The sequence below is a fragment of the Mycobacterium appelbergii genome (genome assembly GCF_032883035.1).
Classification (GTDB): domain Bacteria; phylum Actinomycetota; class Actinomycetes; order Mycobacteriales; family Mycobacteriaceae; genus Mycobacterium; species Mycobacterium appelbergii.
The window spans coordinates 359,194-374,113 of sequence record NZ_JAMQTH010000001.1 but is presented as its reverse complement, the minus strand read 5'-3'; the positions used below and the strand labels follow the sequence as shown (position 1 = coordinate 374,113).

Annotated in this window: 14 protein-coding genes; 10 read left to right on the top strand and 4 right to left on the bottom strand. The window is 65.4% G+C overall.

Translation table 11 applies throughout. The annotated features are described in order from the left end of the window. The first annotated feature begins 17 nt into the window (after positions 1 to 17). The 6 genes from M1247_RS01725 to M1247_RS01700 all read left to right on the top strand — a co-directional run bounded on the left by M1247_RS01725 (position 18) and on the right by M1247_RS01700 (position 6,472). Positions 18 to 2,786, top strand: a complete 2,769-nt coding sequence (locus M1247_RS01725) for a helix-turn-helix transcriptional regulator (protein WP_317154527.1) — start codon at positions 18 to 20, stop codon at positions 2,784 to 2,786. A 70-nt stretch (positions 2,787 to 2,856) separates the two neighbouring features. Beyond that, complete coding sequence (locus M1247_RS01720; protein WP_317154526.1) at positions 2,857 to 3,510, top strand: HD domain-containing protein; 654 nt, start codon at positions 2,857 to 2,859, stop codon at positions 3,508 to 3,510. 19 nt (positions 3,511 to 3,529) lie between these two features. Further along, on the top strand, positions 3,530 to 4,159 hold the full coding sequence (locus tag M1247_RS01715; protein WP_317154525.1) for a sigma-70 family RNA polymerase sigma factor: 630 nt from the start codon (positions 3,530 to 3,532) through the stop codon (positions 4,157 to 4,159). After that, entirely contained in the window at positions 4,156 to 5,103 is a 948-nt protein-coding gene (locus M1247_RS01710; RefSeq protein ID WP_317154524.1) for an alpha/beta hydrolase, read from the top strand. Before M1247_RS01715 ends, M1247_RS01710 begins: the two co-directional genes overlap by 4 nt. A gap of 21 nt (positions 5,104 to 5,124) precedes the next feature. After that, positions 5,125 to 5,655, top strand: coding sequence for a cupin domain-containing protein (locus M1247_RS01705; protein WP_317154523.1), 531 nt, complete (start codon positions 5,125 to 5,127; stop codon positions 5,653 to 5,655). A 106-nt stretch (positions 5,656 to 5,761) separates the two neighbouring features. Next, positions 5,762 to 6,472 carry an SDR family oxidoreductase gene (locus M1247_RS01700; RefSeq protein ID WP_317154522.1) on the top strand — a complete coding sequence of 237 codons (711 nt, stop codon included), beginning with the start codon at positions 5,762 to 5,764 and terminating at the stop codon, positions 6,470 to 6,472. Positions 6,473 to 6,525: 53 nt separating this feature from the next. On the opposite strand, the gene M1247_RS01695 is transcribed toward M1247_RS01700, so the two are convergent. Continuing rightward, entirely contained in the window at positions 6,526 to 7,950 is a 1,425-nt protein-coding gene (locus M1247_RS01695; RefSeq protein ID WP_317154521.1) for a purine-cytosine permease family protein, read from the bottom strand. Between the two features lie 262 nt (positions 7,951 to 8,212). Between M1247_RS01695 and M1247_RS01690 the strand changes: the two genes are divergently transcribed. Genes M1247_RS01690 through M1247_RS01680 form a run of 3 tightly spaced genes read left to right on the top strand, consistent with a single transcriptional unit; the run spans position 8,213 to position 10,552 of the window. Continuing rightward, positions 8,213 to 8,896: a hypothetical protein gene (locus M1247_RS01690; protein ID WP_317154520.1), complete on the top strand. Its 684-nt coding sequence runs from the start codon at positions 8,213 to 8,215 to the stop codon at positions 8,894 to 8,896. A 9-nt stretch (positions 8,897 to 8,905) separates the two neighbouring features. Next, the gene (locus M1247_RS01685) at positions 8,906 to 9,847 is read left to right on the top strand and encodes a PDR/VanB family oxidoreductase (RefSeq protein WP_317154519.1); all 942 of its coding nucleotides are present in this window, start codon (positions 8,906 to 8,908) and stop codon (positions 9,845 to 9,847) included. Positions 9,848 to 9,895: 48 nt separating this feature from the next. Next, positions 9,896 to 10,552 carry a GntR family transcriptional regulator gene (locus M1247_RS01680; RefSeq protein WP_317154518.1) on the top strand — a complete coding sequence of 219 codons (657 nt, stop codon included), beginning with the start codon at positions 9,896 to 9,898 and terminating at the stop codon, positions 10,550 to 10,552. A 14-nt stretch (positions 10,553 to 10,566) separates the two neighbouring features. Here M1247_RS01680 and M1247_RS01675 read toward each other — a convergent pair whose 3' ends face one another. After that, positions 10,567 to 11,211 (bottom strand): cysteine hydrolase family protein, encoded by a 645-nt coding sequence (locus M1247_RS01675; RefSeq protein WP_317154517.1) that lies wholly within the window; start codon positions 11,209 to 11,211, stop codon positions 10,567 to 10,569. 75 nt (positions 11,212 to 11,286) lie between these two features. Then, a complete protein-coding gene (gene npdG / locus M1247_RS01670; RefSeq protein ID WP_317154516.1) occupies positions 11,287 to 12,024 on the bottom strand; it encodes an NADPH-dependent F420 reductase in 738 nt (245 codons plus the stop codon). 94 nt (positions 12,025 to 12,118) lie between these two features. Here npdG and M1247_RS01665 point away from each other — a divergent pair, with 94 nt between their 5' ends. Further along, positions 12,119 to 13,774, top strand: a complete 1,656-nt coding sequence (locus tag M1247_RS01665; protein ID WP_317154515.1) for a PucR family transcriptional regulator — start codon at positions 12,119 to 12,121, stop codon at positions 13,772 to 13,774. Here M1247_RS01665 and M1247_RS01660 read toward each other — a convergent pair. Further along, positions 13,734 to 14,909: an XdhC family protein gene (locus M1247_RS01660; protein WP_317154514.1), complete on the bottom strand. Its 1,176-nt coding sequence runs from the start codon at positions 14,907 to 14,909 to the stop codon at positions 13,734 to 13,736. The two genes, M1247_RS01665 and M1247_RS01660, sit on opposite strands and share 41 nt — an antisense overlap. Positions 14,910 to 14,920: the final 11 nt, after the last annotated feature.

Sequence of the window (14,920 nt, the reverse complement as noted above, 5' to 3'; positions counted from 1 at the left end):
CGGTATAACGTCGTCGTGTGTCGGCACCGCTGGGAAGGCGCACTGCGCCCAAACTCACCGGCCGGCACGCGGAGCGGGACCTACTCGACCGGTTGGTGAGCGCACTGCGCGCAGGTCAGAGTCGCGCCCTGGTAATCCATGGCGAGGCCGGGGTCGGCAAGACGGCATTGCTCGATTACCTGGCCGCGCAAGCGGCTGACCTCAGAATCGCCTACGCCGCCGGGGTGCAGTCGGAGATGGAGTTGCCGTTCGCCGGGCTACACCAGTTGTGCGGGTCGATGTTGGGCCGGCTCGGGCGGCTTCCCCAGCCACAGCGCGAGGCGCTGGAGACCGTGTTCGGCGTGAGTTCGGGGCCCGTGCCCGATCAATTTCTGCTCGGTCTGTCGATCCTGGGTCTGTTGTCGGACGCCGCTGAACAACGTCCGCTGCTCTGTGTGATCGATGACCACCAATGGCTGGATCATCCGTCGGCACAGATTCTCGCCTTCGTCGGCCGCCGGCTCGGTGAGGAATCGGTCGGCATGGTGTTCGGAAGCCGAACTCCCGGTATCGAACTGGCCGGCCTTCCGGAAGTGGAGATCAAGGAACTGCCGGAGGCGGACGCCCGGGCACTTCTGGAATCGGTACTGCCGGGTCCACTGGACACCCGGGTACGCGATCAGATCGTCGCCGAGACGCGCGGAAACCCGTTGGCGTTGTTGGAACTGTCGCACGGTCTGGCAACCTCCGCGCAGGCCGGCGGCTTCGGTCCGCCGGGCGCCGCCCCGCTGACCGGTGCCCTCGAGGAGAGCTTCCGGCGTCGCGACGCCGCGCTGCCGGAACAGACCCGACGGCTACTGCTCATCGCAGCGGCCGACCCGACCGGAGATGCGGCACTGGTCTGGCGCGCCGCCGATCGGCTCGGAATCCAGCGGGCGGCTGCGGTCGATGCCACCGATGCGGGGCTCGCGGAGATCGGCACCCAGGTGCGGTTCCGTCATCCACTGGTTCGTTCAGCGACCTACTGGTCGGCGTCGGCGGCACAGCGCCAGGCCGCTCACCTGGCACTGGCGGAGGCCACCGACCCGATACTCGATCCTGACCGTCGTGTCTGGCATCGGGCCGAGGCTGCTCCCGGCCCGGACGACGACATCGCCGGGCAGTTGGAGAACGCTGCAGAACACGCGATGACCAGGGGCGGGCTGGCGGCCGCAGCGGCATTCCTAGACCGCGCCGCGATGCTGACGCTGGATCCGGCCGGGCGCGCCCGACGTGCGTTGTCTGCCGCACACGCCAAGTTCGAGGCGGGTGCTTTCGACGCGGCGGAAAGCCTGCTGGCCGTGGCCGGGACGGGACCGAAGGACGAACTCCAGTACGCCCGCATCGACCTGCTGCGCGCCCAGCTGGCTTTCGCCACGAACAGGGGCGGCGACGCTCCGCTGCTGCTGGTGACGGCCGCGCGGCGATTCGAGCCGATCGACGTCACCCTCGCCAGGGAGACCTACCTGAACGCCATCTCTGCCGCGGCGTTCGCCGGCAGGCTGGCCAGCCCCGGAGGCGGCGTACTCGAGGTGGCCCGGGCAGCATCCAGCGCTCCGCCGCCGCAGCAGGCACCACGGGCGCCGGATCTGCTCCTCGACGGCCTGGTCGAGAACTTCGTCTCTGGATATGGCGCGGCGGTTCCCCACCTGCGGGCCGCACTGACCGACTTCGGCCGTGACATGTCGGCGCCGGAACAGCTGCGCTGGATGTGGCTCATCAACGAAGCCGCCCTGCACCTTTGGGACGACGAGCACTGGGACGCGCTGTCGAGCCGCTACCTCACGCTCACACGCAAGGTAGGGGCACTGAGCGAGCTGCCTCTCGCGTTGAGCACGCGCGCCATGATGCTGCTCTTCGCCGGCGACCTCACCACCGCGGCCACCCTGATCGATGAACAATCGGCTGTCACGGAAGCGACCGGAAGCAACCTCGCGCCTTACGCCGCCATGCACCTCGCCGCGATACGCGGCCGGCTCGCCGAAACGACCGCGCTCATCGAGGCCACCACCCGGGAGGTACCACAACGCGGGGAAGGCATCGGGCTCGCGGTCGCCGAGTGGACCAGGGCCGTCCTGCACAACGGGCTCGGCAATTACCCCGAAGCGATGGCCGCAGCCAGGGAGGCGCTCGACCTCCAGCAGTATCCCGACGTCCGCTATCCGGGGGTCGCGAACTGGGCCGCCGCAGAACTCATCGAGGCGGCCGCCCGCAGCGAGATGACCGATACGGCAGCCGCGGCCACCGAGTGGATCACGGAGATGACGTCGGCCAGCGCGACCGACTGGGCGCTCGGGATCGAAGCGCGCTCCCAAGCGCTGTCGGCCCGGGGCGCAGCGGCGGAGAGCCGATACCAAGAGGCGATCAGCCGAGTGACGGACAGCCGCATGAAGACCGAACTCGCCCGCGCGCACCTCGTTTACGGCGAGTGGCTACGCCGCGAACGCCGTCGCGCCGACGCGCGCGAGCAGTTGCGCACGGCCCACCAGATGCTGGAGTCCATGGGAATGACCGCGTTTGCGGACCGGGCGCGACGCGAGCTGCTCGCCACGGGCGAGACGGCGCGCAAGCGGTCAGTGCCGACGAGTATCAAAGAGTTGACCGCGCAGGAAACCCAGATCGCCCGGCTGGCCCGCGATGGACTGTCGAACCCCGAGATCGGGACCCGCCTGTTCATCAGCACCAAGACCGTCCAGTACCACCTGCGCAAGATCTTCAACAAACTCGACATCACCTCCCGCAACCAGCTCGAGTACGTCCTGCCCTGACCGGGGCTGGGCAGGATGACTAGGCACTGGCTGATGCGAATGCCGTTCGGTCCGACGGATCCTGAGAGCCATGACTGCTCCCTCACCCGACATCGTCGCAGATATACCCCTCCCTGACAGCCCACTCGTGCGTGACATCACCGAATTCGCGCGGGACGCGTTGGACGAGTTGTTGTTCGACCATTCCCGGCGCGTCTTCTACTTCGGCGCCTTGCAGGGCAGACGGCGCGGGCTCACCCCGGATCCCGAGTTGCTGTACGCCGCAGCCATGTTTCACGATCTCGGCCTGACGTCGCGCTACAGCAGGTCGTCGACACTGCGCTTCGAGGTCGACGGCGCCAATGCCGCACGCGATTTCCTGCGGCAACACGGCATCGACGAAGCCCGGGTCCGCCAGGTGTGGCTCGGTATCGCCCTGCACACGACACCGGGCGTGCCGGAGTTCCTCGAGCCCGAAATCGCACTCGTCACCGCAGGCGTGGAAACAGACGTCCTGGGAATCGACCGCGATGCCCTTGCGCCAGAAGCGATCGCAGCCGTGACGGCAGCGCACCCACGCCCCGACTTCAAGCGCCGCATTCTGCAGGCATTCGCCGACGGTATGAGGAACCGACCCGACACGACCTTCGGCACCATGAACGCCGACGTGCTCGCACACTACGACGAGTCCTTCGTCCGCGGCGACTTCGTCGAGATCATCCTGAACAACGGCTGGCCCGAATAGCGAAAGCCGCCATCCCGACATGTTGCGCTACCGCGCCCGTACCCAGATGGGCCCGCGAGGCCCAGCCTCCAAGACCGAACTCGCCGAGCGGTTCGCTCGGGAGGCGGCTCCCCTGATCGACCGACTGTCCGGGGTGGCGATGCGACTCACGGGCAACAAGCAGGATGCCGAGGACCTGGTGCAGGAAACCCTGCTGCGCGCGTACGCCGGCTTCGAGTCCTTCCGCGAGGGGACAAACCTCAATGCCTGGATGTACCGAATCATGCACAACACCTGGATCACTTTGCACCGCAGGAAACAACGCCGTCCCGCCGAGGTCCTGGTGGGCGACTTCGGCGAAGAGAAAGTGGCTGCACACGCACGGCACAGCCTCCGGTCAGCGGAAGTGACTGCGCTGGAGACCTTTCCCGAGGAGGCCATCAAATGCGCTCTGTTGACATTGCGTGAAGAGTGCCGCACGGCCGTCTACTATGCCGACGTGGAGGGCCTCTCCTACAAGGAGATCGCGGACCTCACGGACAGCTCTCTGAGTGCGGTGATGTCACGACTGCACCGGGGACGACGGCGGCTGCGGACCGCCCTTGCCGCGGTCGCCTGCGAAAGAGGTCTGACACCGCCACCGACGGAGCTCGCGAAGGAGCCCGCGTGAGGGAGTTTTCCCTCGAACCTGCCGCCCAGGAATTCGCCGATGCGGCGGCCCGCCCGCCGTTCGTCTACGAGATGAGCCCGAGCCGGGCCCGCACGATGCTCGAAGCCATTCAGGGCGGCCCGGTCACGAAACCCGCAGTGGACAGCACGTGGGTCGCCGTGGTGATGGACGGGGTCACGGTCCGCACCCGCATCGTCAAGCCCGTTGGCTGGACACGCCTTCTGCCGGTGGTGTTGTATCTGCACGGCGGAGGGTGGGTGCTCGGCAATGCCGGGACGCACGACCGGCTGGTGCGTGAACTCGCCGTCGGGGTGCCCGCGGCGATTGCGTTCGTCGATTATGACCGTGCGCCCGAGGCCCGCTACCCCGTGGCGCTCGAACAGGCATACGCGACCGCGCGGTGGCTTCTGCGCAACGGTGGCGCATGGTCACTGGACCCGACTCGACTTGCGGTAGCGGGTGATTCGGCCGGCGGCAACATGGCGGCAGTTCTCGCATTGCTCGCGAAGCGGCGTGGCGACGTCAGCTTCATCCATCAGTCGTTGTATTATCCGGTCACCGATGCCGCGCAGAACACCGGCAGCTATTTCGAGTTCGCCGACGGCCCGCACCTGACCGCGAGGGCCATGGCCTGGTTCTGGGACTGCTATCTGCCCGACATCGATATGCGTCGCGACATCACCGCATCACCGCTGCGCGCCACCTACGACCAACTCACGGGCCTGCCCGAAGCTCTTGTCATCGTCGACGAATACGACGTCCTGCGCGACGAGGGTGAGGAATACGCCCGCAGGCTCGTCACCGCCGGTGTGCGTTGTACCTGTGTCCGCTACGCCAGCACGTTCCACGACTTCATGCTGCTCAACCCACTGCGTCGGACTGCGGCGGCGACAGCCGCGATCAGCCAGGCAATCCAGGAGCTCCGTCGCGCGTTCTATGAATGAGAACCGAAGAAAGGCAACGAAATGGCACCACCACACGACATCAGCAGCGTGATCACGGCGCTGGCGGTGAACACCGGCCTGGAAGCACTCGAGGTGCTCGGGCCCCACGTCGAGTTCCTGACGTTCGCCGAAGACGAGCTCAATCAGATCTGCGTGATGCGCGCGGTCATCCCACCCGGCGTGACCGTGCCGTTGCACAGCCACGATGACTTCGAGGATTTCTATATCGTCTCGGGCGGTCATCAGGTTCTTCTCAGCGGTCCGGACGGCTTGCAATGGCAGGACGCCAGCCCGGGCGACTACGTCCGGGTGCCCGGCGATGTCCCCCACGCCCATCGCAACATCTCTGATGAGCCGGCCGTGGACCTGGTCATCACCACGGCGCGAATGGGTCGGTTCTTCCGTGAAGTGGGTCGGCCCGTCACAGCGCCGCCCCGCACCCCGGAAGAGGTCGCCCACTTCGTCGAGACCGCGCACCGGTACGGCTACCGGCTGGGCACGCCCGAAGAGAACGCCGCTGCGGGGATCATGCTCCCGACCTTCACGGAATGACCGCAGGGCTTTCTCCCAGCTGGGAGGATTTGCCTTCCAAGTCGTCGGGACTCATCTCGGGTGTGGGCGGTGTTGTGGTGTTCATCCAATCGACAGGAGCGCTCCGATGACGCAGAACATGACCGCACTGGTAACCGGCGCCAACCGTGGACTCGGCCGCACGATCGCCGCCGAACTCCTCGCCCGTGGTGCGAAGGTCTACGCAGCCGCGAGACGTCCAGAAACAGTCGATCTGCCAGGGGCGGTGCCCATCCAACTCGACATCACCGATCCTGAATCGGTGCGCCGCGCCGCGGCTGTCGCCAGTGATGTCACGGTGTTGGTGAACAACGCCGGCATCTCGACCCGGGCGGGGTTGTTGACCGGACCGATCGAGGACATCCGCCTGGAAATGGAAACGCACTACTTCGGCACCTTGAACGTCACCCGCGAGTTCGTCCCGATCATCGAAAACAACGGCGGCGGAGCCATACTCAACGTCCTCTCGGTGCTGTCCTGGCAACACGTCCCCACCTCCGGCGCCTACTCCGCGGCCAAGGCGGCGGCATGGGCGCTCACCGACGCCCTCCGGACGGAACTTGCCCCGCGCGGAATTCACGTCGCTGCCCTGCATGTCGGGTACATGGACACCGATATGGTCAGCTACATCCCTGCCGACCAGAAGACCGATCCCGCCGCGGTGGCGGCACAGGCCGTCACCGGCCTGCTCGGCGGCCAGGCGGAAATTCTCGCCGATGAGCTCTCACGAAAGGTAAAGGCACAGCTTTCCACTGCGAACACCACCAACACTGCGAAAGACGCTGTGCCACAGACGTAACGTGGTGGCGGGGATTCTCGATATCCCCGCCACCACGTTACGCACGCGGGCCGCTATCGACGGACGCGGCCGGCCGGCGATGACGAAGAAGCCCGGCGCGCGATCAGGTAGATCACGGCTGCGACGATGGCAGACACGAAGTAGCTGAGGTCGGCACCCGCGAGGTCCGCGCCAATCGGACCGGTGTAGAAGTCGTTGGCCATGAACGGTACCGAGACGATGACGCCCACGATCAGCGCCGCGAGCCCGGCCGTATTGAACCGCCCGAAGGCACCTGTCCGGGTGTAGAAGTTCTCCACCGCAAGCGTATTGCGCCCGGCGCGTTGCACCACGTAGTAGTCGACCAGCAGGACCGCAACCCACGGAGTGATGTAGTAGGACAACACGTGCAGGAAGAGCAGAAAGTTCGACTGGAACTGGTCCCCGCCGAACACGAGCGCAACAACCATCCCGATGACACCGGCAATCGTGACGGTCACCCACTGCGGCAACTTGACGTCACAGGTCAGTGTGTTCATCGCGCCGCTGTAGAGGTTCACCGAGTTGTGCGGGATGGCCGACAGACCCAGCGTCAGGAGTACGACGTAGCGCAGCCAGTCCGGCAACGCTATGCCGAACGTGTCCAGCACGTCGCCGTCGGGCATGAGGGTGATCAGCCCGGCACCGAGGCACATCATCCAGGTGGTCGACGCGAACAAGCCGGCCGTGGCTGCCGTGAAGATCGATGAGGGCTTGCTGTCCTGGGGCAGGTACCGCGAATAGTCCGACGCGTACGGCGCCCAACTGGCCGTGTAGCCGAACACGGCGGTGAACAGCACCGACCATGCCAGCCAGTAGTTGGCGCCGGAGACCGTGGCTTCAGTGCCCGGCCCGCCACCGTGGACGATGAGGACGACCGAGACGACGGTGAGCACGACGATGCTCAGATTGGTGATGATCTTGCCCATGGTGTGCAGGATCTTGTAACCGAATATCCCGATGAGGATGCTCACTGCCGCGACCACTACGACGGTCGGCGCGTATGGGGCGTTGAGGAGATCGGCGAGCGACTTGGCCCCGAGCACCGTGCCGACGCTGTAGTAGCCGATGCACATCAGCAGCGTGAGGAACGCGGGCAGGAAGTTCCCGACGTAGCCGAACGCCGCCCGCCCCATCGGCAGCTGTGGCATGCCCAGTCGCGGGCCCATCACCGCGCACAAACCGGTGACGATCGAGCCGAGGATGTTGGCCAGAACGATCGCGGTGACGCTGCCGGTGAAGCCGAGGCCGAGCGGTCCGCCGCTGGCCCCCAGGTAGATGCCGGCGAGATAGATCACCGGGGCGAACCGCACGGTGAACTGGTTTCGCGGGTTGCCGTAGCGCTGATTCGTCGGAACGTGGGCGATACCACGCCGTTCCAGCGCCAACGTGCTGCCTGCACCTCCCGCGGAGGGTGGCTCCCCGAACGCCGTGGTCTTCTGCGCGGTGCTGTCGCTCATCGGGGTTCCTCTTTTTCTGGGCGGGAGGAGACTGTGACGCCAATCACGCTAGGTTTGGCGCCCTCGCTTGCACACATGATGAGGAGCCAATCTTGGCGGGAGTTCTTTAGCAGGAGATGCCAACCGCCAACAGCCACTCGATCTGCCAGCGTCGCCGGGATGTCGATCTTCGGCAACAACCTTGACTGTGATCGCCGTCTCATCCTACGATCGATAATCGATAATCGACTGCAATCCTGAGAGGCGGCTTTCAATGGTCAACGTGCGGAATGTCAGGGGCGGCGCAGGCCTCGATCCCATCAGCGGTGAAGTCGATGAGATTCTCGATTCGATCTTCGCCACCGCGAAGCGCACCAGCGAAGAGTTCTTCGACTCGTTCGCCGCGAATCCACAGCCCATCATCCTCGCTGAATGGCTGGCCACGCGCGCTTGGCGCGAGATCGACTACGTGTTCCTGCTGAATGAGGAGATCCACCGATACGGGTTGGGCTTCGAGCGCAAGCACATCACCCTGTTGGCGAAGCAGGCCTTCCAAGAAGCCGAGCACTATGAGGCGGTCAGCAATGCCGTCGAGTCGCTGGGGGGTACCGCGCCGACGACCGTCCCTGCGGATTCGCAGGTATGGAGCGAGTTTCTCTGGGAATGTCTCGACCGCCACCCCCTCGCAGCGGTCGCCGCGTGGAACGCGTCGGAAACCTCCGCAACCGGAAGCCTCGAGCCGACCTTCCTCGCCGGCGAGCGTTACGGCTTCGATGAGGTTGTCCGGGTACACCGGAAAATCGAGATCGACGAGAAGTTCCATGTCGGGCTCGGGCGACAGATTCTCGCCCGCTACGCGGAGACCGACGACGACCGGAACGAGATCCTGCGGGCAATGCGCGGCATGCATGACATCGCCGCGAACATGTTCTCGCCCGAATCGGCGACCCGCCTACTGACGACGTAACGGCAACCGATGACATCGCCGCTACAGATCTCCGCCCTGCACCGTCAAGCCGAGGGTGTTCTGAGCCTGGAACTACGCACGGTAGACGGCTCACCGTTGCCGCAATGGACACCGGGAGCGCACATCGAGGTTGAACTGGCGGGGGGAATTGTTCGGCACTACTCCTTGTGCGGCAGCCCGGGTGACAACGACGTCTGGCGGATCGCCGTGCTGCGTGAGCCTGCAGGCAGGGGTGGTTCGAAGCTGATCCATGACACCGTCCGACCCGGTCACGTCATCGCTGTCAGAGGGCCCCGCAACAATTTCGCGTTGGTCGACGCGGGGAGCTATCTCTTTGTCGCAGGCGGAATCGGTATCACTCCCATCCTGCCGATGATCCGCGAAGTCACCGGCCGCGGTAAGCGGTGGACGCTCGTATACGGAGGACGAACACTGCAGTCGATGGCATTCGTCGACGAGTTGAGCGAGCTGCCCGGCGGCGAGTTGCACATCATGCCGCAGGATGAGTACGGCCTCCTGGATCTCGACCATTTCCTTGGCTCGCCCAGTGCGGACACAGTCGTCTATTGCTGTGGGCCGGGGCCACTCATCGACGCCGTCCAACAACGGTGCAACAACTGGCCGAGAGGTGCGCTGCATGTGGAGCGCTTCACGCCGAGCGCGCCGTCGACGGGTACTTCCGACGGCGCGTTCGAGGTGCAGCTTGCCCAGTCGGGTAAATGCCTACGTGTGCCGGCCGACAGGACGCTGCTGGAAGTGCTCGAAGAAGCCGGTTACCAGATCGACAACTCGTGCCGTGCCGGGATTTGCGGCACGTGCGAGCTGGCTGTCGCCGACGGCATCCCAGAACACAACGATGACGTCCTCAGCGACGACGAGCGGGAATCGAACGAGGTCATATTGCCGTGCGTCTCCCGGTCCAAGACTGCGGTCCTGGTCGTCGACCTGTAGTCGTCGCGCTTACCCCGCCGTGCCCCGATAAGTCCGTATCTTCAGATGATGCCCGCGCACCACCAAACCGAACTGCACCAGACGCTCAGCCACCGGATCCGGGACACTCTCGTGCGCCAGATCGTCACCGGTGAGCTGGAGCCTGGCGAGCGACTGGTGGAGACCCGCGTGGCTGCCACGTTCGGTACCAGCCAAGCCCCGGTCCGGGAAGCACTGCGGGAACTGGAGACCTTCGGACTTGTCGAGATCAAGCCGCGGCGCGGCACATTCGTGCGGTCATTCATACGAGAGACGTTGCGCGAAAGCTATGTCTTTCGGGCGGCGTTGGAAGAGACCGCGACCCGGCTGGTGCTGTTGGCCGAAAACGTTCCGTTCGACCAACTGAGGGAAGACGTCAAACGGATGCAGGCGGCCGCGCAGGAAAATGACACTGAGGCGGTCGGCATGGAAAGCGTGATGTTCCACCGACACATCATCGAAGCGGCCGGGAACGACCTCATCAAACGCTCTTGGGAGAATCTCCATATCGAGGCTAGGACCTCGGTGACCATCATGGCGCGCACACCGGATCTGCGGGCAATAGCGAACGATCACCAAGCCTTGCTGGATTCCCTCGCCGAGGGAAACGTCGACGCGGCCTGCGCCCTGGCACGGCAGCATCAGTGGAACTACGCCCAACTCCCGGATGACGCGTCTTCGGATTGAGGTGCTCGGCTCGGCTACGACTGCGCAGAGGTCAGCCGGCTCGGCTCACCCCGCCGCAACCCGAGACCGAATTGCCCGGCCGCCTCGGCGGTGTCACCGACGTAGGCGAACACGTGGCTCATGCACATCAGGGCCGCTTCTTGCCGCTGCGGACTCGTGGCGTCGACAGCATCGCGCAGCACATAACACCGGTAGTCCATATTTCGGGCGGTCAGCACCGACGACAGCACGCAGATGTCGGTGCAGACACCCGAGAAGATGAGGTTGTCGATGCGGAGGCCACGTAGGAGCACCTCCAGTTCCGTTCCGAAGAACGCGTCATAGCGGCGCTTGGCCGAGATGACGAAGTCGCCGGCTTGCGGTTCCAAGCCGGCGACAATGTCAGGACCGTCAGTCCCTTCGAGGCAGTGGGGCGGCTCGAAACACCCTTCGATGCCGAAGTCTTCGAGCCCGGGCCGGTGCATCTCGCGGGTATAGATGACGGGGAAACCGCGCTCTCGGCATGCATGGGCGAAGCCGGCGATCGTCGGGATGAGATCCATGGCTCTCGGCGTGGACAACTCGGCGTCTGGCAGGACGAAGTCGTTCTGCATGTCGATGATGAGCAATGCCGTCCGGCCAGGGTCGACGATGACCTGTCTCGCACTGACTGTGTTCACGCCGTCCATAAGCTGCTCGACTCCGTTCGTGCCGCGTCCGGCCACCGATTCGAATTGTCCAGACACCCGTGAGCGTCAGCTTAGGAGCGGCTCGCGCTCGGCGTCATTGTCAGCTGCCGCCAGTGCGACCCGTGAAGTTTTGGCACCGCTGAGGTGCGTCACCTGGATGCCGGCATGACTCTTGTTACGCATGTTGATACCGATCAGAACCGGGGTGAGCCCTTCGAGCAGACGGCTCATCTCGAGTGGTCCAGCATCCACCACCCGCAGGCCCTCGATACGTTCGAGGGCCTCGGTGACCAGGTGCTTGGCGGTCCGATCCCCGCAGACCAGCGTGTCCTGATCGAGTGGCCGGTGGAGGTCGCGCAGCGCGGCCGCGCTGATGGTGTGCAGGCCCGAGGCCAGGGCGACCTCGCCGCTGATCGCCGCGCGCGCCTGTTGAGCTGCCGACCCGTGCCAGGGTTCGACCAGTTGGGTCGCGCGGCCGCCCACCGCAGTAGCGAGCGGCACCGTCGCGTCCAGCAGCACCTGACCCGGGCGCCACTGGTCCGCAACACTTTTCAGTGTTGAGCTGTGGCTGACGAACGGCACCGTGATCACCACGAGTCGATCTGCTTGGGCGACCGCTTCGTCGTTGCGGCAACCGAGGAACGTCCCGCCGCCGATCAGGTCCCGCGCCTGCGCGGCGGCGCTGCGTGCCCGCTCCCGGTCACGAGATCCGAGGCACACGGAGTATCCGGCGAGGCCCAGTCGAACCGCCAGACCAAAGCCCAGGTTGCCCGTTCCGCCCAGAATCGACATTGTCTCGGTCATGCGTTGACCATATGGACACGCCGGCTTGCCACCCATGGCTACATCTACGAAAAGATCCCCAAATCCTTGTCATCCAGCGCTAAGCTGCCGATCCATGGACGAGACCGACGGCGGGGCCACAACCTCGGGACAGACCCTCACCCTCGCCGAGTTGCTTGCCGATGAGGTGATGGCAGGCGCCGAGTTGATCGCTGGTCGCGCCGGTGTCGGGCGGCCCATCAGCGCGCTGAACGTGATGACCGTTCCCGACATCGGTAGGTGGGTCAGGCAAGACGAGTTTCTGCTTGCGACGGGCTATCCCCTGCCACGTGATGACGAGGATCAGGGCCGACTGCTGACCGATCTACACCAGCTCGGCGTGGCCGGAATCGGCATCAAACTCGACCGCTACCTTCCCGAACTCGGCGACAAAGTCATCGATGTCGCCGAACAGCTCGGCCTGCCGCTGGTGGTCATCCCGGAACGCATCCGGTTCGACGACATCCTGAGCAGAGCATTCGCCACGATCGTCAATCGGCAGGCCTCGGCATTGGCGACAGCTCAAGAGATCCATCACTCCTTCCTGGAGATAACCCTGTCCGGCGGCGGGCTTTCCCAGTTGGCGCACAAGCTGTCTGAACTGCTCGGTGAGGCAAGTGTCGCGATCACCGACCCCCAGGGTTCTGTGATCACCCTCGCCGGAGACGACGCGGTGTTGGCCCAGCTCAATTTGCTGTCCTCGGATGCCGTCGAGGTACTGCGACTGGGTCTGGCCGGCCTCCAAACCGACAAGGAGACGGGAAAACGCTGGGCCTCAAGGCAGATTCGAGCCGGCCGGCTCCACCACGGATTCGTCGTCGCGGTCGAAGCGGACAGGCCCTTCGGTCAGTTCAGCATGGTGGCAGTCGAGCAGGCCGCCATCGTGGCCGCCCTCGAAGTGACGCGTGATCTCGCGGTGGGCGCGGTCGAGCGCCGGTTCTCCTCCAACGCGCTCTTCGAACTCATCACCGGCAGCGAGTTCGAGCCAAGGGAGTACAGCACTTTGGGTTCAGGCTTCGGATGGGATCTGGAGCGCAACATCGTCGTACTCGTGGCCCGGCGGGAAGGGACTGCCGAGTCCCGATTGAGTAAACGTCAATCCCGGCTGGCCGACGATCGGGCCATCGAATTCTGGGCGTCGGCGGTGCGCAGCAGGGACCGGGCGGCTGCGGCCGCCGGTCTGGGCTCCGAGCTGGTCGCGGTCCTGGGCGGAGACCAGGACACCCTCGCGATCGCGCGCGCCGTGCAAGGCGAAGTCGCCCAGTTCGCGCACGGCGAGTACGCAATCGGCGTCAGCCGCAGCTATCCGGGGCCGAGCGGAATCTCGGTCGCGTATCAAGAGGCGCGCACCGCCCTGCGGCTCGGGCACCGGGTATCGGGAACCAGCGCAGTGACCGCCTACGGTGAACTCGGACTGTTCCGGCTCCTGGCTCAGGTCGGCGACGAAGAACTCCACACGTTCGTCGAGGAGACTCTCGGGCCACTCCTGCGCTTGAACGAACCCGAGCGCTCAGAAATGTTCAACACGCTGGAGACGCTCATCGAGCACAACATGAACATGGCCGAGTCGGCCCGTCACCTGCACTACCACTACAACACGCTCCGCTACCGGCTGGCCAAACTGGAGCGCCTGCTCGGTCCGTTCAGCACGAGCACGCCGGTGGCCATGCAGGTGTGTATCGCGTTGCAGATCACCGAGATGCAGCGCAATCTAGCACATCGCGCAAAATGACTGTCTCTGGCGGACTTTCGTGGATGCGTCCGGCGGTATCGCTGAGGTGGCGTCCGGTGCCACCCCAGCGCCCGGCGATGATCTCAGCGGCGATGGAGATGGCCGTCTCCTCCGGGGTACGCGCACCGAGGTCGAGGCCGATCGGGCTCCAAAGGCGGCCCAGTTCGTCCTTGGTCAGCCCGCTCTCCCGCAGCCTCGCCATCCGGTCCTCGTGCGTACGCCGCGATCCCATCGCCCCCACATAGGCGATCTCCGGTATCCGGAGCGCCACTTCGAGCAGCGGCACGTCGAACTTCGGGTCGTGCGTCAACACCGTGACCACGGTGCGTGAATCAATTCTGCCGCAGTCGTTCTCGGCCGTCAGATAGCGGTGCGGCCAGTCCACGATCACCTCGTCGGCATCAGGGAAGCGGCTGTGGGTGGCGAACACCGGCCTGGCGTCGCACACGGTCACGCGGTAGCCCAGGAACGTCCCCACCCTGGCCACCGCGGCGGCGAAGTCGATCGCGCCGAAGACCAGCAGTCGCGGCTTGGGCGCGAATGCTGCGACGAAGACCCGCATGCCCTCGCCGCGGCGTTCGCCGTCGGTGCCGTAGGTCAACGTCGCACTCGTTCCTGCGGCCAGCAGGCCCAACGCATCGTCACGCACGGCGTCGTCGGCCCGCGACGAGCCCAATGTGCCTGCTGGCCTGGCTCGGTCGGGTCGGACCACAAGCCGCCGGCCCTGCCACGACGGGTCCTGATGCTCGACCACGGTGGCGATCGCGACGGGTCGGCCCGCCTCGATGTCCTCGGCGATCGCGCCCAACTCCGGGAAGGTCTGCCGGTTCACCTTCTCGACGTACACGTCGATGATTCCGCCACAGGTCAACCCGACAGCGAACGCGTCATCGTCGGATACCCCGAAGCGTTGCAGCGTCGATTCGCCCGACTCGACCACGGCGTGCGCGAGGTCGTAGACGGCGCCCTCGACGCAGCCACCGGACACCGAGCCGACCGCAGAGTCATCGGGACAGACCAGCATCGAGGCGCCGGGCGGGCGGGGCGCGGACCGGAACGTTGCCACCACTGTGCCGATACCGATGGTTTCGCCGCTCTCCCACCACTTCATGAGCTCGGGCAGCACTTCACGCATAGGCAGTCCCT